The sequence below is a fragment of the Paracandidimonas soli genome (assembly GCF_004342005.1).
GTDB classification, from domain to species: domain Bacteria; phylum Pseudomonadota; class Gammaproteobacteria; order Burkholderiales; family Burkholderiaceae_B; genus Paracandidimonas; species Paracandidimonas soli.
In genome coordinates, this window is the sequence record NZ_SMBX01000002.1 from 672,575 (window position 1) to 692,049 (window position 19,475).

Below are 19,475 nucleotides of genomic sequence, written 5' to 3' on the forward strand. Positions count from 1 at the left end.
GGGAGGATGAAGGTCTGCTTACCAGCGCGAGCACTTGCTGGGGCCGATCGCGCTCTGGGCATCCACCTTGGACATGATGGTGAAGACCCCGCCCTTGATGTGGACGGCATACATGTCCTGCACCGCCTGGTGGTCCTGGCCGCGCATCAGCTTGCGTCCTTGCGGCGTATCCCATTCCAGGTCGCGCATGGCGTCGCGCACCGCGCCAGTTTCCACGCTGTTGGCCTTCTCGGCCGCGGCCTTGTAGAAATACAGTACGCCGTAGGAATCCGCGCCGTAGAGATCCGGCTGGATATTGTTGGCCGCGACGAAGTCCTTGACGAAGTCCTTGTTGCGCGGAGTGTCGATCTCGGTCGAATAGCCGACGCCGGTGACGAAGCCCTCGGCATGCTTGCCGATCGCCTTGATGTTCTGCTCGGTAACGGCTCCGGCCACGCCGATCATGACCATGTTGCGGTTCAATCCGTACTCGGCCATCTGGGTGATCAGGCGGACCGTGTCGTTGCCCGCCGTCGACGTATACAGCACGTCGGGGCGTGCCGCGCGCATCTGACCGAAATAGCTGGAATAGTCCTTGCTGTCCAGAGGAGCGAACAGCTCGCCGACCACTTGCACGTCACGCTGCGACGCAGCATTCTTGAATGCAGCCACTGTGCTGCGGCCCATCTCGTAATCGGGCCCGATCAGGAACAGCCGGCTCTTGGGGTGAGCCGACGCCAGCCACTCCGCCAGCGCCACCGACTGCTGTCCGGCCTTGGCATTGACGCGGAAGACGTTGGGCGAACACTTGTCCTCGGTAATGGCATCCGAGAACGATACCGTGGTGGCGATCAGCTTGTCGTTACGCTCCGCCAGCTGGCCCACGGCAAGCGTGGAGCCGGAATTCACCGTGCCAGTGAGGAAGTCGACCTTGTTCTGCTGGAACAGTTTCTCGGCCTTCTGCACGGCCACCTGGGGATTGGCCTCTTCGTCCTCGTAGAGCAGTTCCACCTGGCGGCCCAGTATGCCGCCAGCCGCGTTGATTTCCTTTTGCGCGAGATCCAGGCCCATCTTCACCTGCGCGCCGATGGGCGCATAGGTGCCTGACAGCGGCGTTACCACACCGATGCGAATCGGATTCTGCGATTGCGCCTGCACAGGCATCTGGGTCAGCAGCCCTGCGCTCAGGGCAAAACATAGTTTGATCAGGCGTGCGTTCACCATGACTGTCTCCGTTGATTTATTTGATATGCGGCGCACACGGCAAACAGTGCCGCTCCGCACGGGATCTTTATTTCCGATCCCTGAGGAAAGCATGGTATCAACGGCCGTTCGCCGGAGACTTACCTTTTTGTCTGATTTTTTATCGGTATCCTGAAAGCCATCACAATCACGAATGGCTGGAGGAAGCAGACTCCTGCAGGCCTACGTTGCGCACGGTGCGCCGGAAGTCGCTGGGCGCGATGCCCAGGTGCTGGCGGAAGAATCGGGTGAAATGCCCCGGCGCCGAAAAACCCAGTTGGTAGGACACATCGCACAAGGCGTCGGAGGATTTGGTGAGATGCCGGATGGCGGACTCCATCCTCAGCACATTGGCATAGACGTTGGGCGTCAAGCCCACTTCATCGCGAAACAGGGAATAGAAATGCGCCCGCGACAGGCCGCAGCGGCTGGCCACCGAATCGATGTCGGAATCCAGCTCGCTCTGCATCAGGGTCACCGCTTTGCGGATGCGGCGATCCGAGCTTTCCGGCAACAGCGGAACGGAAGCTCCACGCATGTCCGTCCAGCGCGAGAACGGCTCGATGACCGTCAGCAGCAGGTCGAACAGTGCGTCGGCCAGCCAGGATTCGGACACTTCGTCGGTATGCAGCATGGTCTGCACCAGGCGGTCGGCCAGTTGCCTCGTGCGCGGAGAAATCTCGACACAGGGGCGGAGGAAGAACTGCGGATGCGCCGACGCGTTAAGGCATCCCTGGAGCTGGGCAAGCCAGGCCGGCTCGATGTAGAGCGCCAGGATGACGGACTGAGGCGCATCCGCGCAAGGATGCGCATAAGAATGCGGCTCCCACGCGTTGATGAGCACCGCCGTATCCTCGGTCAGCGGATTGAGGCGCCCGCGCGCGTGGAAGTACGTATTTCCACCCCATGCCTTGATCAGCACATGGCAATGGTGGTGAGCGTGAGTCACCAGCGGACGATTCATGTCCAGAAGGGCGACCCGACCGAACGCTCCGTTGAGTATTTTGATCGCGGTAGACACTGATGTCCCCTTTGGGTTCCAGCGAACGGTCGACCGCCGCCCGCCGCAAACAAGCGACTTACATAATCCATCGGCAATGCTCGTCATGTCAAGTCAGCCGCCCGGCGACAGGACCCTGCGGGCGACTGGCGGCGGAGTTGCGGCAGGCTCGCGCAATCACGCTTACAATCAGCCCTCGCCCACTCATTATTTCAAGCGACTAAATCTCTCATGTGGTTCAAGAATCTCAAGCTTTACCGCCTTGCCCCCCAATGGAACTGCACCGCCGAAGTGCTGCAGTCCGCCCTCGAAAAACAACCGTTCCACCCAGGCTCGCAGCAGGAAACCGTCACGATGGGCTGGGTGGAGCCGCGTGAAGGCGGCGGATTGGTCCACGCCCAGGACGGCCAGTTCCTGATCGCCCTTCGCGTGCAGAAAAAACTGCTGCCCTCCACCGTCATCAACCAGGTCGCGCGCGCTCGCGCCAGGGATATCGAAGAGCAGCAGGGCTACAAGCCCGGCCGCAAGCAGATGAAGGAAATCAAGGAGCAGGTCACCGACGAACTGCTGCCCAAGGCCTTCGCCCTTTACCACGATACCCGCGTCTGGCTCGACGCCCGCAACCGCTGGCTGGTGATAGACGCGGCCGCTTCCGCCAAGTGCGACGAAGTGCTGGGCATGCTGGCCAAGGTGCTGGAGCCCTTTCCCGTCCTGCCCCTGCACGTCGAGCAGTCTCCCGCGTCCGCCATGACGGACTGGCTGGCCAGCGACGAGGCTCCCCCCAACTTCACCATCGACCAGGACGCCGAACTGCGCTCCACGTCGGAAAGCCGGGCCGCCGTACGCTACGTGCGCCAGACGCTGGAGGCCGAAGAAGTGCGTCGCCACATCCAGGCAGGCAAGCAGTGCACGCGCCTGGCCATGACCTGGAACGACAAGATCTCGTTCGTCCTGACCGACAACCTGGACATCAAGCGCGTGGCGCCGCTGGACATCCTGAACGAAGGCCGCACGGCATCCGCCGACGAGGCGGAGCAATTCGATTCCGACATGATGCTGATGACGCGCGAACTGGCGCTCCTGCTGGACGCGATGGTCGATACGCTGGGCGGGGAAAAAGCCGCCGGCTGACTCAAGCGGCGAATCCGCTATCTGCAGCATCGGGGCGGCATCTGCCGCCCTTTTTTCGCCGGGCCGCCCTGGACAAAAAGCCCCCTTGGGATGGGCCCGGATTTTCCGCGCAACCACGGGTTTTCTCTAATTTTTTCATGACATTCCATTATTGACTGGGTTCATCCTGCTGGATAGAATGTTCTTATAAGAAGAATATATATTCTTTTGTACAGAACGATATGGAGACAGCATTTGTCCAGGAACATTGATCCCGCCGTATCCAGCGACGAAGAATCCGCCGCCAGATTCATCCATGCGGCCGGGCATTTCCGGCAACCTCGAGCCGCCCGCTTCACTGCAATGGTGGGCATTGGAGGCCGCCGGCTGTTACTGAAGATCGAGAACGGCGCCGTCGCATCCATCGACAATCTTGCCTCCCTGCGGCCGCTGGCCGCATGGGATTTCTCCGTCACCGCCGACGCCGATGCCTGGCTGCGTTTCTGGGAAGCGATTCCGGCAGCCGGCTGGCACGACATATTCGCACTGGCCCGCCACGGCAGGATGCGCATCGAAGGAAATCTCCATCCCTTCATGGCTCACCTGCAATTCGTCAAGGATTTGCTTGCCAGCCCACGCACCGAAGGGAGTGAACACGCATGAGCGCCGCACTCGAAGCCATGGTCGGACGCTACCTGAGCGTCGACATCGACGGGTCTCCCTGCCGGATCTACTTCGAAGAAGCCGGTTCAGGCATTCCACTCGTCTGCCTTCATACCGCAGGCGCGGACAACCGGCAGTACAGGCATATGCTGAACGATCCGGAGATCACGAGCCGCTACCGCGTCATCGCCTTCGACATGCCCTGGCACGGCAAATCGTACCCGCCCGAAGGCTGGCAAGGTACGGAATACCGCCTGACCACCAGGCGCTACACGGACACGATCCTGGCGTTCTGCCGCGCGCTGGACCTGGACAGGCCCGCGCTCATCGGCTGCTCCATCGGCGGGCGCATCGTGCTCGAACTGGCCAATTCCCACGCGGATCGCTTCAGCGCCCTCATCGGGGTGGAAAGCGCCGACTACCAGCAACCGTGGTACGACACCGACTGGCTGCACCGCAGCGACATCCATGGCGGCGAAGTCTGCGCGGCGCTGGTTTCGGGCCTGATCGCGCCCCAGTCCCCTTCCCGGTTCCGCCATGAAACCCTGTGGCAATACATGCAGGGCGGGCCCGGCATCTTCAAGGGCGACCTGTATTTCTATCGCGAAGATGCCGACCTCCGGGGCAAGCTGGCCCGGATCGATACGGCAAAGCTCCCTCTTTACCTGTTGACGGGCGAGTATGACTTTTCCTGCTCGCCCGAAGACACGCTGCGCACCGCCCATGCCATCCCCGGCGCAAAAGTCACCATCATGCGGGAACTCGGCCACTTCCCCATGAGCGAGAACCCCGAACAGTTCCGCAAGTATCTCCTGCCCGTCCTGGATGAAATCCACGGCGCGGCAGCCGCAAACCGCTAACGGCAACGACAACCGGCATCAATCCGCGGCCCGCCTCAGGCGGCCCGCCTTTTCCCCACAGGAGACAAGAGATGAAACTGAAGACACTGACCGCGGCATTGCTGTGTGCAACAAGCGCCCTGCCCCTGGCGCTCCAGGCGCAGGAAACCGGCGACCTGAAGATCGGCGCGCTGGTCACGCTTTCGGGCGCGGGCGCCGCATGGGGCCAGGGCATGAAGAATGCGGCCGAGCTGGCCGCCCTGCAGGTCAACAAGGACGGCGGCCTGGAGGTCGGCGGAAAACGCTACAAGGTCAGCGTAGTCGCCTACGACGACAAGTACCAGGCCAACGAAGCCGTGACCGTGGCCAACCGCCTGGTCTTCGAGGACAAAGTGAAATACATCATCGGCCCGGTCGGCTCCGCCCCCGTGCTGGCGATCCAGCCCATCACGGAAAAGAACAAGGTCATCGTCATCACGCTGGGCTTCACGGCCAAGGCGCTGCAGGCGGACAAGCCCTTCACTTTCCGCCCGAACGTCACCACGGCCGAGGTCTCGCAACCCCAGATCGACTGGCTGGTCAAGACGCAAGGCGTGAAGAAAGTCGGCGCGCTGTTTCCCAATGACGAGACCGGACAGCAGATCGCCGAGGACCTCAAGGCCGCCTATGGCAAGGCGGGCGCGGAGCTGGCCGCGACCGAGTTCTTCGAGCGCGACCGCGTCGACTTCGTTCCGCTGCTGACCCGCATGTCGGCGCGCGGCATCGATACCATCGAGCTCGACGGCAATTCGCCCACCACCGCCGGCCTCATCGTCAAGCAGGCCCGCGAAATCGGTTTCACCGGCAAGATAGTGCGTACCGGCGGCCCTGCCACGCAGGAAATCGTGAACGTCGCCGGCCAGGAATCGGCCGAAGGCATGTTCGTCCACACGCCCATCAATCCCGAACTGCCCTCCACCAAGGCCTACTCAGATCTTTACGCGGCCAACTACAAGCACGCGATGAACGGCTTCAGCCCTGCCTTCTACGACGGCACGAACATGCTGTTCGAAGCCATGCGCCGCGCCGGCAGCGTGACCGACACCGAAGCCATCGCCAAGGAAATGGCGGCCCTGAAGGATTTCAAGGGCGCACTGGGCACGCTGAACTGGACGGGCCAGGAAAGCTACGGCATCAACCATCAGCTGAACGCACCCTTCTACGTGGCCGAAGTCAAGGACGGCAAGGAAGTCATCCGCGCCTCCTGCGATGTGGAACGCTGCGAATAACCCGGAGAAGCCATCGTGGACTGGAGTATCCTCATTGCCCAGGCGACCGTGAACGGTCTGGTCGTCGGCCTGCTTTACCTGCTGATGGCTGTGGGCTTCACGCTGGTGTTCGGCGTGATGCGCATCGTCAACTTCGCGCATGGCGAGTTCTACATGCTGGGTGCGTTCGCGGCCTACTTCCTGACCGCTAATGCCTCGCTGCCCTTCTTCGCAACGCTGATCATCACTTTCGCCGGGGCCGTCGTGCTCGGCGCGCTCATGGAATGGCTGGTTCTCAAGCCCTTCCGCAACGATGAGCTCAACGGCATGATTGCGACGATCGGCATCGCCATGATCCTGCAGAACCTGGCTCTGATGCTCTTCGGTCCCGATCCCCACTCCATGCCCGCCATCGTGCGCGGCGTCACCCGCCTGGGGGACATCGTCATCCCCACGTCCAGGCTCTACGTGGTGGCATTCGCCCTGGTTGCGCTGGTGCTTCTGTACATTTTCCTGAAGCACTCCCGCCCCGGCAGGGCGCTGCGCGCGGTCGTCGAGGATTTCGAGATCGCCTCCATCCAGGGGATCCGCTCTCGCATCTACTATCCCCTGGGCTTCGGCCTCGGGGTAGGCCTTGCCGCCGCCGCCGGCTCCCTGATGGCGCCGCTGTTCTCGGTATCGCCGTTCGTGGGCGCCGCTCCCCTGCTCAAGGCATTCATCGTAGTGATACTGGGCGGCCTGGGCAGCATCCCGGGCGCGGCAGTCGCGGGCCTGGCGCTCGGGCTGGTGGAAAGCTACAGCAGCCTGTTCTTCAGCACCAGCACTGCCGACATGCTGATCTTCGTCCTTGTCATCGTCATGCTCGTCGTCCGCCCCCGCGGCATCCTGGGCAAAGGCGAGGTTTGATATGAATGCAATATCCTCCATCCAAACAAACACCGCCGGCCACGGAAGAAAACTCCTGCCGATCCTGGCAATCGTGGCGGTCTTGTCGGCCGCCCCATGGTTCGCCAGCGAATTCGTCCTCCACCTGGCCATCCTGACCTGCCTGAACATCCTGGCCGTGAACGGGCTTGCCCTGATCGGCCGCTCGGGCCAGCTGTCGCTCGGCCATGCGGCCTTCATGGCCATCGGCGCCTACGCATCCGTGCTGGCCGCCAATATGCTGGGCCTGTCCTTCATCCCTTCGCTGCTGATCGGCGTGGCGGCCACCGCCATTGTCACCTTCGTCCTGGGATGGGCGATCCTGCGCCTGCGCGGCGTCTACTTCGTGCTGGTGACATTCGCCTTCGGCGAACTGGTCCGCCTGGTCCTGCTGGATTTTTCCGGTATCACCGGCGGCGCCAACGGCATTACCGGCATACCGGCAATCACACTGTTCGGCTTCAGCTTCGACTCCCGCGAAACATTCTACGGACTCGCGCTGGTGGCCGCCTTGCTGTCCACCTGGGGACTGTACCGCCTGTTCACCCGCCCGCTGGGCCAGGCCATCGACTCGGTCGCCGTCAACCCGGCGCTGGCCGAAGCCACCGGGCTGAGCGTGCATCGCCTGCAGATATTCTCCTTCGTCGCCGGCTGCTCGCTGGCCGCCATCGCCGGCGTCCTGCAAAGCCGCTACATCGGGTACATCTCGCCGGAGTCCTTCAATACGAGCATTTCGATCGGACTGATCATCATGCTGGTCATCGGTGGACGCCTGTCGAGCTGGGGACCGTTCGTCGGCGCCATCGTCCTGACTCCCCTGCCCGAGCTGTTCCGGGGCGCGGTGCAAACCCAGCATATCTTCTACGGCGCGGTCCTCATCCTGATCCTGCGGTTCATGCCCGGCGGCCTCGCCGACCTGCCCGCGCGGCTGCGCGCCCGCCTGAAACGGTGACGACACATGAATAACGAAACTCTTTTGAAAGTATCCGGCCTCAGCCGCCAGTTCGGCGGGCTGATGGCGCTGCGCGGACTGGATTTCCAAGTCAGGCGCGGCGAAATCGTCGGCCTGATCGGCCCCAACGGCGCCGGCAAGACGACGGCCTTCAATGTCATCACAGGCACGATCCCGCCCAGCGCAGGCGAAGTCCATTATGCCGGGCAGCGCATTTCCGGCCTGCCGCCGAGCCGCGTCGTCATCGCCGGCCTGGCCCGGACTTTCCAGGCCACATCGACCTATCCCAAGGAGAGCACGGCGGACAATATCTACCGCGGCATGCTGCCCCGGATCCGGGAATCCCTGGTTGGGCCGGTCACCGGCCGCTACCACCGCGACCTTGCGGCCAGCGACGTGCCGGCCGAGATCGAGCGCATCCTGAAGATAACCGATCTCGAGCGGTGGGCCCGGCACGAGGCCGGCAGCCTGCCTTATGGCCTGCAGAAAAAACTCGGCATCGCGGTAGCCCTCGCCACGAAGCCGACAATGCTGCTGCTGGACGAACCCGCCGCCGGCCTGAACCACGAAGAATGCAATGAGCTGGCCCGCCTGCTGCTGCGCCTGCGCGACGACCATGGCCTCACCCTGTTGCTGGTGGAACACCACATGGCGCTCGTCATGAGCCTATGCCAGCGCATCGTCGTGCTGGTCCAGGGCGAAAAAATCGCCGAGGGAACCCCGGACGAAATCCGCCAGCACCCCGCCGTGATCGAAGCCTATCTGGGAGCACCCGATTATGCCCATGCTTGAAGTCCGGGACCTCACCGTCCGGTACGGAGCGCTCGAAGCGATCCGTAATGTCGGTTTTTCTGTCGATGCGGGCGAAATCGTGGCCCTGATCGGGTCGAACGGCGCCGGAAAAAGCACGACCCTGCGGGCCGTCATGGGCCTCGTCCCTGCCGCTACCGGCAGCATCAGCCTGGACGGCAAGGACATCACCACGCTCAATTCCGCCGTGCGCGTACGCGGAGGGATCGCCCTGTCTCCCGAAGGCCGCAGGCTATTCGGACGCATGACGGTGCTCGATAACCTGCTGACCGGCGCCTATGCCGTATCGTCCCGCACCGTGCGCCAGCAGACGCTGGAAGAAATCTATGACCTTTTCCCCCGGGTCAGGGAAAGGCGGCGGCAGCTTGCCGGCTCGCTGTCCGGCGGAGAGCAGCAGATGGTCGCGATCGGCCGGGCCTTGATGGCGAATCCGCGCCTGCTGATGCTGGACGAGCCGTCCCTGGGGATCGCGCCGAAGGTGGTCGGGGAAATCGCGCACGCCATCGAGCGCATCAACCAGGAGAAGCGCATGTCCATCATTCTCGTGGAGCAGAATGCGCGGCTGGCGCTGCGCCTGTCGCACAATGCCTATGCGCTGGAGCACGGCGAAGTCGTGCGCAGCGGGCGCGGCGACGAACTCCTGGCCGATCCATTCGTCCAGAAAGCCTATCTCGGGATCTGACATGAATGCCGCGCAAGAAGACGAACGGGAAATCTACGAAATCTATGCCGTGCGCTATGCGCGCATGCCCCGGCTGAGACGCGACAACTTCCTGGGAGGAGATCCGCACGACGCGCCCATGCCCATGGATTTTTTCGTATGGCTGCTGCGCTCATCCACGCGCCGCATACTGGTGGATACAGGCTTCAACGCGAAAACCGCCCGGGCGCGACAACGCGACCTGCTGCGCTGTCCCATCGAGGCCCTGGCGGCCCTGGGCGTGCAGCCGGGCGATATCACCGACGTCATTCTCACGCACCTGCACTACGACCATGCGGGCAACCTGGACAAGCTGCCGAACGCCCGGTTCCACATCCAGGACTCGGAGGTGGACTATGCCACGGGACGCTGCATGTGCCACGAGACCATGCGCCACGCCTATTCCGTGGATGACGTCGTCGAACTGATCCGCAAGGTCTACGACGATCGGGTCGTATTCCATGACGGCGACAGTCAACTGGCCTCAGGCATCCGGCTGCTGCGGATCGGCGGTCATACAAAAGGCCTGCAATCGGTGCAGGTGCAGACCGGTCGGGGCATGGTGGTGCTGGCTTCGGACGCTTCGCATTATTACGAAAACATGGAACGCGGCCGGCCTTTTCCCATCGTATTCAGCGTGGCCGAGATGCTGCAGGGCTACACCCGGCTGGCGATGGCGGCGGATTCGGCGGAACACATCGTCCCCGGACACGACCCCCGCGTGCTGGCGATCTATCCTCCCCTGAGCGCCTCGGAACCGGACATCGCGCAATTGCATCTTCCGCCTATGGCATCGGTGCCGGAAGATCTTTGAAAAACCCTGCTCCCTGCCTGGCGATTACCGCGCCCCCATCGCAAAATGGCGGCAAGGCCCGCCAAGGCCTTGCCGCCGGATCGTTTCCTCAACCGCCCCGATCAGTCCACACTGGCGCCGGAGGCTTCCACAGCCTGGGCCCACTGCGCAGCCTCGGCCTTCACATACTCGCGGAAGTCCGCCGGACCGAGATTGACGACTTCGCCGCCCATGCTTTCGATGCGCGAGACGAATTCGGGAGCCGAAGCGACCTTCTTCGTCGCCTGGTGCAATTTTTCCAGAATGGCGGCATCCACGCCGGCGGGCGTGAAAAAGCCGAACCATGTCGCCGCGTTGAAGCCTGGCACGCCAGCCTCTTCCATCGTAGGCACGTCCTTGATCGCTTCGATGCGGGTCGGATTGGCGACGGCGAGCGCGTTCAGCTTGCCGGCCTGGATATGCGGCAGCGCGGCCGACAGCGTAACGAACGCCGATTCCACCTGTCCCGCCAGCAAATCATTGAGCATGGGAGCATCGCCACGGAAAGGCACGTGCACGAAGTTGCTGCCCGTCTGTTTCTGGAACAGCGCCTGCGCCAGATGCTGCGGGGAACCATTGCCCGGCGATCCGACCGTGATTCCGTCCTTGTTCTCCTTGGCCTGCTTGACATAGGCCTCCAGCGTCCTGGCTTCGAAGCTGGGAGCGGTAACCAGCACGATGGGGATGCGCGCGACCAGATGCACCGGCGCAAAGTCGCCGATGGGATCGTAGCTCAGCTTGCGATACAGGCTTGCGCTGATCGTATGGGCGGCGGTCGTCATATACAGCTTGTAGCCGTCCGGAGCGGATCGGGCCAGTTCCGAGGCCGCCAACGTCGTTCCAGCTCCCGGCTTGTTGACCACGACGACAGGCTGGCCCAATTCATTGGGAAGTTCGGCCGCAACCATGCGCGCAATCACGTCCGTGGCGCCGCCTGCCGCATAAGGCACGACCAGCTCGATGGGCTTGCCGGGGTACGACTGCGCACAAGCCGCCGCGCCCGCAAACAGCGATACCAGGCCTGTGATGAATATCTTTCTTGCTTTCATGTGTTTTCCTCGTTCGTCCCCGACTTGGGTGATAGATCCAAAATACAATGTTCTATTAGAAAGAACATATGTTCTGTTATTAATTTAGATTTTTCAGGAATAGGCTGTCAATGAAATCATTATCAGTGTTTTCACCTAGTCCAGCCTATTCTTGACAGGTCACTTTCCTTGCTCGATAATTAAAACAGAACATATGTTCCTTCTAACAGAACAATGTAATAGATATCTCAAAGCAGAAATCCGTCATGCCACAGGAGCTCGGCAACATGTCATCCGAAAACACCCCCAGGGGCTTTCTGATCAACGGAAAGTGGATCACCAATTCCCAGGACTCCTTCGAGTCCGTCAACCCCGCCACGGGCAAGGTCAACTATCGCCTGTCTTCGGCCAGCCAAGAACACGTCGACGCCGCCGTGCAATCCTCGGCCGCCGCCGCCGCGGATCCGGCATGGCGCGACATGCTTCCGCATGCCAGGGCGCAAATCCTGCACAGAATCGCCGCTGGCATCATCGAACGCGCCGATGACCTGGCCCGCCTGCAAATGACGGAAAACGGCAAGGTGTGGGCGGAATGCAAGGCCCAGGCCGCCAGCGCCGCGGCAACCTTCCGCTACTACGCCGGAGTCTGCGAAACGCTGGGCGCCGAAATCACGCCTTCCCGAGGCAACTACCTGTCCATGACGGCCTACGAGCCCTACGGCGTAGTAGCAGCCATCACGCCCTGGAACTCGCCCCTGACGATGGAAGCGCAAAAGCTCGCTCCCGCGCTGGCGGCCGGCAACGCTGTCATCCTGAAACCTTCGGAAGTCACCCCCTCTCCCGCATTGCTCCTGGGCGAAATCGCGCTGGAGGCGGGCCTGCCTCCCGGCATCCTGAACGTGCTCACGGGCCTTGGTGCCACCACGGGCAAATGGCTGGTCGAGCATCCCGGCGTCAACATGGTGTCCTTCACCGGCGGCACAGCCACCGGCCGGGCCATTGGCGTGACCGCCGCGCAACGCCTGATCCCCGCGGCCCTGGAGCTGGGCGGAAAATCGCCGCATATCGTCTTCGACGACGCCAACCTGGAGGCCGCCGTCGAGAACATCATGGGCGGCATCTTCGAAGGCAGCGGCCAGTCCTGCGTCGCCGGCTCGCGCCTGTTCGTCCAGCGCAGCGCATACGACCGCCTGGTTTCGCTGCTGGTCGAGCGGGCCGGCCGCATCAAGGTCGGCCTGCCCGACGATCCCGCATCGGAAATGGGCCCCATGGCCAGCTTCACCCAGCGCGACCGCGTCGAAAAATACGTGGCCAGCGCCGCAGCCGAAGGCGGCAAGATCCTGCTGGGCGGCAAGCGGCCCGAAGCCGCCGGGCTGGCCGATGGCGCATTCTTCCTGCCGACCATCATCGCCGGCCTCGACAACCGCGCCACTTGCGCGCGCGAAGAAATATTCGGCCCGGTACTGTGCGTGCTGCCGTTCGAAGACGAAACCGATCTCATCGCACAGGCCAACGACAGTTCCTACGGCCTTGCGTCCGGCATCTGGACCAGTTCCTACCAGCGCGCATGGCGAGTGGCGCGCGCCCTGCAGACAGGCCTGGTCTGGATCAACACCTACAAGCAGTTGTCGATCTCCACTCCGTTCGGCGGCTTCAAGGAAAGCGGCATGGGCCGCGAGAAAGGCGTGACCGGCATGCGCCTGTATCAGCAAAGCAAAGGCATCTACTGGAGCATGGACCCGCGCAACATGCCCTGAGGCCCGGCATTCGATCATCTCAATCACAGGATTTCATATGTCTGAATTCAAGACCATCGGTTTCATTGGCGTCGGCGTCATGGGCGAACCCATGTGCCGCCACCTGGCGACGAAGACCGGCAGCCTCGTCCTCGCCGCGGACCGCGACGACGCCCCGCTGGAGCGCCTGGCCGCCCACGGCGTGCAAAAGGCCGATATCGCCGAGATCGCGCAACGCGCCGACATCATCTTCATGTCCCTGCCCTCGGGCAAGGTCGTCCAGAGCGTGGTGGAAGGCGACGGCGCCAACGGCTTGCTGGCGCTGTGCCGCGCGGGCCAGGTCATCGTCGACCTGAGCACATCGCCCGCTCCCCTGACGCGCGAGCTGGCGGCCAAGCTTGCCGAGCGCGGCATCGAATTCGCCGATGCGCCCGTCATGCGCACCCGCTCGGCCGCCGAAGCCGGCACCCTGGCCGTGCCAGCCGGCGCCTCCGATGCCCTGTTCCCGCGCATCCAGCCGCTCATCGCATGCTTCGCAGCCGACATCATCCATGCCGGCGACGTCGGCGCGGGCCAGGTCGTGAAGATCCTCAACAACATGGTGCTCTACGAAACCGTGCTGGCGCTGTCCGAGGCCAGGGCCATCGGCGCGCGCGCCGGCGTGGATCCCGAGCGCCTGTTCTCGGCCCTGTCCACGGGTTCGGCCGACAGCTTCGCCCTGCGCAACCACGGCATGAAAGCCATCGCCCCGCAGGTATTCCCCGAGCGAGCCTTCCCTGTGTCCTATGCGAAGAAGGACCTGGAATACGCAGTGGCCCTGGCCGAGTCGGTGGGCGTGGACGCCACTGGCGCCAAGAACCTCGTCGCCTGCTTCGAAGCCGCCATCGCCGACGGCCACGGCGACAAGTACGCGCCCGCGATCAGCCTCGTGTTCGAAAAAGCCAAAGCCTGATCGCGCCAGCGCACAACACCCGCGAACAGCCCCCGAAAACCGGAAACGCCATCCGGCCTTAGGGGGCTGTTTCGCTCTCCGGCCCTCATGTGCAGGCCCCATCCGCCTGCAGCTCCGGCAGCCGGTATGGCATAATCGGCAGCACCCGTATTCAAGCACAGCCGAACATGACCCAGGAACAAGACAGCAGTAGTGGCGGCGTTGCCGCAGTCGACAGAGCCATCTCCATTCTGCGGACCGTCGCCCGGCAATCCTCTCCCATAACGCTGGCGGACCTCGCCCGCGCCACGGGTTACTACAAAAGCACGCTGCTGCGCCTGCTGGCATCGCTAGAGCGCTCCGCGCTGGTCATACGGCGCGAAGACGGCCGCTATGCGCTGGGCTCGTATGCGCACGAACTGGGACGCGCATACGAAGCCACCTACCGCGTTTCCTCCGTCCTCAAGCCGATACTGGCGGAACTGGTCGAGCAAGGCACCGAGAGCGCATCCTTCCATGCCTACCACGACCAGGATCACCGCATCTGCCTGCTGCGCATAGACTCGCACCACTCCACGCTGGACCACATCAATGCGGGAGACCTGCTGCCGATCAACCGCGGCGCCGCCGGCAGGCTGATCACTTCCTTCCACGGCACGGGCGCCGTCCCCACCAGGGCCAACGTGCTGGCAATCTCCCTGGGCGAGCGCGATCCCAACTGCGCCGCAGTCGCGGTGGCGGTCTTCGGCACCGACAATGAATGCCTCGGCGCCATCTCGCTGTCGGGCCCCAAGGAACGCTTCACCGACGAGAGCATCGAACTCCAGTCCAAAATGATTCTCGATGCGGCGCAGCACGCCACCGAACTGCTGGGCGGACGCTGGCCCGCCCGCTGAAGCGCACCGCAGGATTTCCCCTCAGCCGCAGTCCTGCGCAACCCTTGAAAAAACAGAAAGCAAAACGCGCCGGGTTGCCCGGCGTGCCTGCAAACGCCATGGGCGCGAGGACCGCGCCCTGGCCCGCCTTCAGTCCAGTCCGTGGAATACCGTATCGTCCGGACCGATGTGCGACGGCGGGCTCCAGGTTACGTCGCGCAGCGAATGCTGCACCAACCCTTCCACGCCCAGCAGCACGGCGAAGATCGCCATGCGCACGGGAATGCCGTTGTCCGTCTGGCGGAAAATGGCCAGGCGCGGATCATCGTTCAGGTCCACGCTGAGGTCGTGCGCGCCCTCGCGGCTATCGCGCGGCAGCGGGTGCATGATGATGACATCGGGTCCGCAGAACTGGTCCACTACGGCCTTGCTGACCTGGAATTGCGGACTGTAGCCCTCCAGCTCTTCAGCGGCGAAACGCTCTTTCTGCACCCTGGTCGTGTAGATCACGTCCGCCCCCGCCATGTCTTTCAGCTCGTTGGACGGCTCAACGACATGTCCATGCTTGCTGATCTGGTCCAGAATGTAATCCGGCATTTCCAGGCCCTTGGGCGAAATCAGCGAAAACTTCAGGCCTTTGTACAGCGCCAGCAGCTTGATGAGCGAATGCACCGTGCGCCCGTACTTCAGATCGCCCACCATGGCGATGTGCGCGCCGTCCAGCAGTTTGCCCAGGCGCGAGAACTCGGTCAGGATGGTATACAGATCCAATAGCGCCTGGCTGGGGTGCTCGCCCGCGCCATCGCCGCCATTGACGACGGGAATATTCGTCGCCCGCGCGAATTCCGCGACAGAGCCCTGCTCAGGGTGGCGGATGACCATGGCGTCGACGTAGCCGCTCATGACACGGCTGGTGTCATAGATGGATTCGCCTTTGGCCATGGAGGAAAAAGTAAAACCGGTGGTATCGCACACCGAGCCGCCCAGGCGGCAGAAAGCCGCGCCGAAGCTGACGCGTGTGCGCGTGCTGGCCTCGAAGAACAGATTGCCCAGGACTGCGCCCTCAAGCACGCGCGATACCTTCTGGCGGCGGGCGATGGGCTGCATCAGGTCGGCGATGCGGAAGAACTCTTCGGCGGATTCGCGCGTGAACTGATCGACGGAAATCAGCTGATGCTTGCCGTCATAAGCGATACGATCGCGCAAGGGGCCGCTTTGTGCGCTTTGCGCATATTTTTGCAGCAGCGCGTCGTTTTCCACGATTTCCGTGACGAAGCGCGACACCACTTCGGGCATCGCGCGGTATTCCTGCGAGCTTTCCGGCAGCAGCCAGGTATCCAGCGCCCTGCGCTTGACACCGATGCGCATGGAAAACACATCGCGGGTCAGATTCAGGCGACGCATGGCATCGCGAAGGAAGACTTGTTGAGAGACTGCCATGGCATTCGCCCCTTTCAAATATACGCAACGCGTATAATTTTATTTTCCAATCGACAAAATCCCAAGCATTTTCTGTCCGGCGCTACAAAAACACAACGCATGCGGCCGAACGGCGATACCGTGCTGGCCGGCACATAAAACAAAACGGCGCTCCGGGTCGGGAGCGCCGTTTTGCCGTGCAGGCGGAAACCGCGTTATGGCTGGGGCTGCTGCGACGGTTGCGGTTGCGGCTGCTGCTGCGGCGGCGTGGAAGGCGCGTCCCCTTCCTGCGGCACGCCGGCAATGGCCCGGGCCGCGGCGGTCGCATTCTGCTCGGTACCAACGGCAAACACCAGCTGCTCCGTGGAGACCGGCTCTGCATAGCCTGGCGCCGCCATCAGGGTGCGACCGACGATCAGCGCCAGGCGACGCTTGGGATTGTCGGTGGTCACGCGCTTCACATGCTCGGAAGCCTGCTGGCTCAGCTCCAGGGCAAGCAGGCCCTCTCCGTCGCGACTGGAACCCGCCTGCACGCCGGTCAGGTCGTTGCGGGTCACGATCGGCTCCGGATTCAGGTACAGCATCGAGCCTTCGTTCAAGGGAACACTGACCCAGCCTTCGTGCTGAACCGTATCGGCCAGCAGCACGGCAACGGGAATCCCCTGCTCTTCATCCTGGCCGGCCGCCTGGGTTTCCTGCTCCTGCGAAGGCGTTGTCGTCTGCGGCGCTGCGGCGGTCCCGGCCTGCGTGTCCGGCTGGGCTGTATTCGTAGTTGGTGTCTGGCATGCGGCCAGGAGAAGCAGGCATGCGGATGCGGCCAGTCGGCTCAGTAGGGAGATGGCATTCATTACGGCTAGGCCTCCGAGAAAAAGACAATGGATCCCAAAGCGCACTGCCGCCCTGGAACGGCCTGAAAAACAACAAGCCATGGAAAATTTTACCAGCCATGAAAACGGCTGCACTTCAGGAAGCAACGCATTGTAGCCATGCAATACCGTGACGTCACATCAAGCTTGGTAAAGTACGAGCCGGGGCTCTGACATGGATCGTGACGGAATCACGCTCCAGGCCCGAAGGATCCAGCAGGCGGATGCGGTGCCTGCCCGGTTCAGGCTGCCAGAGCACGCCATTGCCCTTGCCCGCGACAACTCCTTCCACCAGCCACTTGAAACCGTCGGCATCGACATTGTCGGGCACGCCATCCAGCACGAAGCGCACGCGCTGGTGCGCCATGGGGATGTCCGGATCCAGCGCCAGGATGGTTCCGTCCACCGGGTACAGAATGGATGGAAGCAGCGGGCCTTCATCCAGCTCCTGCGTCGACAGGCTGACCTCGGATACAGCCGTATCCGCCAAAAACGCTTCCACCCTCGCCGGCTCCTGCACGCCCTTGAACACGAGCGGCTGCCTTACGACGCCTGCAGGCGGGTCCGGCTGCTCGGAAGGGTGGGAGCGATGAAGATATCGCATAATGTCGTTCCAGATCGGCCCCGCGCCCGTCACGCCCGAGACATCCCGCATGCTGGCTCCCTCGCTGTTGCCCACCCATACGCCGACGGTATAGCGATCCGACCAGCCCATGCACCAGTTGTCCCTCATGTCCTTGCTGGTGCCTGTCTTCACCGCCGTCCAGAACGGCGTGCTCAACGGGCTGTCCATGCCGAACGTGCGCGAGCGCGCATGCCTGTCCGAAAGAATGTCGGCCACGATCCAGGCGGCTTGCGCCGACATGACCCTGCCATTGCCCTCCGTCTTCCCGCCGGCGTCCAGCGTCCATCCGGCATGCACTCCGCCGTTCGCCAGGCCGCGATAGGCATTGGTCAGCGCCAGCAGAGACACGTCGGCGCTGCCCAGCGCCAAGCTGTATCCATAGAAACCGCCGTCGCGATCCAGCCCCAGCCCGAAACGGTTGAGCTGCGCGGCGAAGGATTCGGGCGTGACCATGGTCAGCACCCTGACCGCGGGAATGTTCAATGAGGAAGCCAGCGCGGTGCGCGCGCTGACCCAGCCGGAGAATCCGCCGTCGTAATTACCCGGGAGATAGATGCCCGAGCCCGTCTGCAGGTTCAGCGGGCTGTCCAGCAGCAGCGATGCCGCCGTGATCCGTTGCTGGTCTATGGCCTGCGCATACAGGAAAGGCTTGAGCGCCGAACCGGCCTGACGCTTCGCAGTGGCATGATCCACCTGCGCCGCCGCCGACCATTCCGCGCCGGACGAGCCGACGTAGGCCAGGATCTCTCCTGTTTCGTTGTCCATCACCACCACTGCGGCGTCGCGTACATCGACATCGCGCAGCATATGCAGGTGCCGGTTCATGCTCTCCGCCACGAACCGCTGGAGATCTCCATCGATCGAGGTCTGCCAGGTCTCCGGCAGCGGTTCATCCCGCTTCAGTGAAGACAAGAGCAGGCGGGCAAGATGCGGCGCCTGCCTGTCCACCCCGTCCCATGCGCCGCCACGCTGCAGCACGATGGCGATGAAGGCGCCCAGGCTCTGGCAGGCGTCCTCCTGCCCAAGCTCGCGCAACAGCGCGCAGGCCCTGGATTCCAGCCTTTGAGCCGATACGTTGGGGCCTCGCAGCAATACCGCGGCAAGGACCGCTTCGCGCCAGTCCAACCCCGAGGGATGCTTGCGGAACAGCGTACGCGACAAGGCGTCGATTCCGACCAGCTCTCCGCGAAACGCCGCCAGGTTCAGATAGGCCTCCAGGATCTGCGGCTTGCTCCAGGCCTCCTCCAGATCCCATGCCGTCATTGCCTGACTCCATTTCTCCGCCAAGCTGCGCCCCCCTTCGCCGCGCCTCAGATCCGGATCGACCAGTCCCGCCACCTGCATGGTAATGGTGGAAGCGCCCCGGCGCGCACCATGCGCGACGCGATCCCAGGCCGCGCCTGCCACCGCCTTCCAGTCCACGCCCGCATGCGACCAGAAGCGCTTGTCTTCGGACTGCAGCACTGCGCTCAGCAATGCCGGCGACATCTGCTCGTAGGCGATCCAGTCGCCGCGCCGCTGGTTGAAATCAACGCGCACCCGCTGCAGCGGCTGGCCGCTGCGATCCAGCAGCATCGTATCCGACGCCTGGTAGGCTTGCATCGTCTCGTCGAACGAAGGCAAGCCCGCCGCCTGTACCACAGCCATGGCGGCGCACAGCAAGGCTGCGCACGCGACATTGCGCACGACGGCCATGG

At 63.2% G+C, this 19,475-nt stretch carries 18 protein-coding genes; 12 read left to right on the forward strand and 6 right to left on the reverse strand.

Going from position 1 to position 19,475, the window contains the following annotated elements:
• Positions 1-18: 18 nt before the first annotated feature.
• Both EV686_RS06795 and EV686_RS06800 read right to left on the reverse strand, forming a co-directional pair.
• A complete protein-coding gene (locus EV686_RS06795; protein ID WP_243650771.1) occupies positions 19-1,203 on the reverse strand; it encodes an ABC transporter substrate-binding protein in 1,185 nt (394 codons plus the stop codon).
• A 166-nt stretch (positions 1,204-1,369) separates the two neighbouring features.
• Positions 1,370-2,242: a helix-turn-helix transcriptional regulator gene (locus tag EV686_RS06800; RefSeq protein WP_132474778.1), complete on the reverse strand. Its 873-nt coding sequence runs from the start codon at positions 2,240-2,242 to the stop codon at positions 1,370-1,372.
• A 210-nt stretch (positions 2,243-2,452) separates the two neighbouring features.
• Between EV686_RS06800 and EV686_RS06805 the strand changes: the two genes are divergently transcribed.
• The 9 genes from EV686_RS06805 (at position 2,453) to EV686_RS06845 (ending at position 10,280) form a co-directional block, all read left to right on the forward strand.
• The gene (locus EV686_RS06805; protein WP_132474780.1) at positions 2,453-3,352 is read left to right on the forward strand and encodes a recombination-associated protein RdgC; all 900 of its coding nucleotides are present in this window, start codon (positions 2,453-2,455) and stop codon (positions 3,350-3,352) included.
• A 234-nt stretch (positions 3,353-3,586) separates the two neighbouring features.
• Positions 3,587-3,994 carry a hypothetical protein gene (locus tag EV686_RS06810; RefSeq protein WP_132474782.1) on the forward strand — a complete coding sequence of 136 codons (408 nt, stop codon included), beginning with the start codon at positions 3,587-3,589 and terminating at the stop codon, positions 3,992-3,994.
• Positions 3,991-4,854 carry an alpha/beta fold hydrolase gene (locus EV686_RS06815; RefSeq protein ID WP_132474784.1) on the forward strand — a complete coding sequence of 288 codons (864 nt, stop codon included), beginning with the start codon at positions 3,991-3,993 and terminating at the stop codon, positions 4,852-4,854. The genes EV686_RS06810 and EV686_RS06815 overlap by 4 nt, the downstream gene beginning before the upstream one ends.
• Positions 4,855-4,925: 71 nt before the next feature.
• Complete coding sequence (locus tag EV686_RS06820) at positions 4,926-6,101, forward strand: ABC transporter substrate-binding protein (protein ID WP_132474786.1); 1,176 nt, start codon at positions 4,926-4,928, stop codon at positions 6,099-6,101.
• Positions 6,102-6,116: 15 nt separating this feature from the next.
• Positions 6,117-6,986 (forward strand): branched-chain amino acid ABC transporter permease, encoded by an 870-nt coding sequence (locus EV686_RS06825; RefSeq protein ID WP_132474788.1) that lies wholly within the window; start codon positions 6,117-6,119, stop codon positions 6,984-6,986.
• Between the two features lies 1 nt (position 6,987).
• The gene (locus EV686_RS06830) at positions 6,988-7,956 is read left to right on the forward strand and encodes a branched-chain amino acid ABC transporter permease (protein ID WP_132474790.1); all 969 of its coding nucleotides are present in this window, start codon (positions 6,988-6,990) and stop codon (positions 7,954-7,956) included.
• 6 nt (positions 7,957-7,962) lie between these two features.
• Positions 7,963-8,748 (forward strand): ABC transporter ATP-binding protein, encoded by a 786-nt coding sequence (locus EV686_RS06835; protein ID WP_132474792.1) that lies wholly within the window; start codon positions 7,963-7,965, stop codon positions 8,746-8,748.
• Positions 8,735-9,448: an ABC transporter ATP-binding protein gene (locus tag EV686_RS06840; protein ID WP_132474794.1), complete on the forward strand. Its 714-nt coding sequence runs from the start codon at positions 8,735-8,737 to the stop codon at positions 9,446-9,448. Before EV686_RS06835 ends, EV686_RS06840 begins: the two co-directional genes overlap by 14 nt.
• Position 9,449: 1 nt before the next feature.
• Complete coding sequence (locus tag EV686_RS06845; RefSeq protein WP_132474796.1) at positions 9,450-10,280, forward strand: N-acyl homoserine lactonase family protein; 831 nt, start codon at positions 9,450-9,452, stop codon at positions 10,278-10,280.
• Positions 10,281-10,381: 101 nt separating this feature from the next.
• Here the strand turns inward: EV686_RS06845 and EV686_RS06850 are convergent, their stop codons facing one another.
• On the reverse strand, positions 10,382-11,347 hold the full coding sequence (locus EV686_RS06850) for a Bug family tripartite tricarboxylate transporter substrate binding protein (protein ID WP_132474798.1): 966 nt from the start codon (positions 11,345-11,347) through the stop codon (positions 10,382-10,384).
• Positions 11,348-11,613: 266 nt separating this feature from the next.
• Here EV686_RS06850 and EV686_RS06855 point away from each other — a divergent pair, with 266 nt between their 5' ends.
• The 3 genes from EV686_RS06855 to EV686_RS06865 all read left to right on the forward strand — a co-directional run bounded on the left by EV686_RS06855 (position 11,614) and on the right by EV686_RS06865 (position 14,889).
• Positions 11,614-13,083 (forward strand): aldehyde dehydrogenase, encoded by a 1,470-nt coding sequence (locus tag EV686_RS06855; protein ID WP_132474800.1) that lies wholly within the window; start codon positions 11,614-11,616, stop codon positions 13,081-13,083.
• A 37-nt stretch (positions 13,084-13,120) separates the two neighbouring features.
• Positions 13,121-14,014, forward strand: coding sequence for an NAD(P)-dependent oxidoreductase (locus EV686_RS06860; RefSeq protein WP_132474802.1), 894 nt, complete (start codon positions 13,121-13,123; stop codon positions 14,012-14,014).
• Between the two features lie 167 nt (positions 14,015-14,181).
• Positions 14,182-14,889 carry an IclR family transcriptional regulator gene (locus tag EV686_RS06865; protein WP_132474804.1) on the forward strand — a complete coding sequence of 236 codons (708 nt, stop codon included), beginning with the start codon at positions 14,182-14,184 and terminating at the stop codon, positions 14,887-14,889.
• 129 nt (positions 14,890-15,018) lie between these two features.
• On the opposite strand, the gene EV686_RS06870 is transcribed toward EV686_RS06865, so the two are convergent.
• The 3 genes from EV686_RS06870 to pbpC all read right to left on the reverse strand — a co-directional run bounded on the left by EV686_RS06870 (position 15,019) and on the right by pbpC (position 19,473).
• A complete protein-coding gene (locus tag EV686_RS06870; RefSeq protein ID WP_132474806.1) occupies positions 15,019-16,308 on the reverse strand; it encodes an aspartate carbamoyltransferase in 1,290 nt (429 codons plus the stop codon).
• Between the two features lie 194 nt (positions 16,309-16,502).
• Positions 16,503-17,135 (reverse strand): SecDF P1 head subdomain-containing protein, encoded by a 633-nt coding sequence (locus tag EV686_RS06875; protein ID WP_132474808.1) that lies wholly within the window; start codon positions 17,133-17,135, stop codon positions 16,503-16,505.
• 154 nt (positions 17,136-17,289) lie between these two features.
• Positions 17,290-19,473 carry a penicillin-binding protein 1C gene (gene pbpC, locus EV686_RS06880; RefSeq protein WP_132474810.1) on the reverse strand — a complete coding sequence of 728 codons (2,184 nt, stop codon included), beginning with the start codon at positions 19,471-19,473 and terminating at the stop codon, positions 17,290-17,292.
• Positions 19,474-19,475 lie beyond the last annotated feature (2 nt).

What these genes read in the sequence shown, in the direction of transcription:
- EV686_RS06795 (WP_243650771.1), bottom strand. Translation starts at nt 1,203, where the DNA reads ATGGTGAACGCACGCCTGATCAAACTATGTTTTGCCCTGAGCGCAGGG.
- EV686_RS06805 (WP_132474780.1), top strand. Translation starts at nt 2,453, where the DNA reads ATGTGGTTCAAGAATCTCAAGCTTTACCGCCTTGCCCCCCAATGGAAC.
- EV686_RS06815 (WP_132474784.1), top strand. Translation starts at nt 3,991, where the DNA reads ATGAGCGCCGCACTCGAAGCCATGGTCGGACGCTACCTGAGCGTCGAC.
- EV686_RS06820 (WP_132474786.1), top strand. Translation starts at nt 4,926, where the DNA reads ATGAAACTGAAGACACTGACCGCGGCATTGCTGTGTGCAACAAGCGCC.
- EV686_RS06830 (WP_132474790.1), top strand. Translation starts at nt 6,988, where the DNA reads ATGAATGCAATATCCTCCATCCAAACAAACACCGCCGGCCACGGAAGA.
- EV686_RS06835 (WP_132474792.1), top strand. Translation starts at nt 7,963, where the DNA reads ATGAATAACGAAACTCTTTTGAAAGTATCCGGCCTCAGCCGCCAGTTC.
- EV686_RS06840 (WP_132474794.1), top strand. Translation starts at nt 8,735, where the DNA reads ATGCCCATGCTTGAAGTCCGGGACCTCACCGTCCGGTACGGAGCGCTC.
- EV686_RS06845 (WP_132474796.1), top strand. Translation starts at nt 9,450, where the DNA reads ATGAATGCCGCGCAAGAAGACGAACGGGAAATCTACGAAATCTATGCC.
- EV686_RS06850 (WP_132474798.1), bottom strand. Translation starts at nt 11,347, where the DNA reads ATGAAAGCAAGAAAGATATTCATCACAGGCCTGGTATCGCTGTTTGCG.
- EV686_RS06855 (WP_132474800.1), top strand. Translation starts at nt 11,614, where the DNA reads ATGTCATCCGAAAACACCCCCAGGGGCTTTCTGATCAACGGAAAGTGG.
- EV686_RS06860 (WP_132474802.1), top strand. Translation starts at nt 13,121, where the DNA reads ATGTCTGAATTCAAGACCATCGGTTTCATTGGCGTCGGCGTCATGGGC.
- EV686_RS06865 (WP_132474804.1), top strand. Translation starts at nt 14,182, where the DNA reads ATGACCCAGGAACAAGACAGCAGTAGTGGCGGCGTTGCCGCAGTCGAC.
- EV686_RS06870 (WP_132474806.1), bottom strand. Translation starts at nt 16,308, where the DNA reads ATGGCAGTCTCTCAACAAGTCTTCCTTCGCGATGCCATGCGTCGCCTG.
- EV686_RS06875 (WP_132474808.1), bottom strand. Translation starts at nt 17,135, where the DNA reads ATGAATGCCATCTCCCTACTGAGCCGACTGGCCGCATCCGCATGCCTG.
- pbpC (WP_132474810.1), bottom strand. Translation starts at nt 19,473, where the DNA reads ATGGCCGTCGTGCGCAATGTCGCGTGCGCAGCCTTGCTGTGCGCCGCC.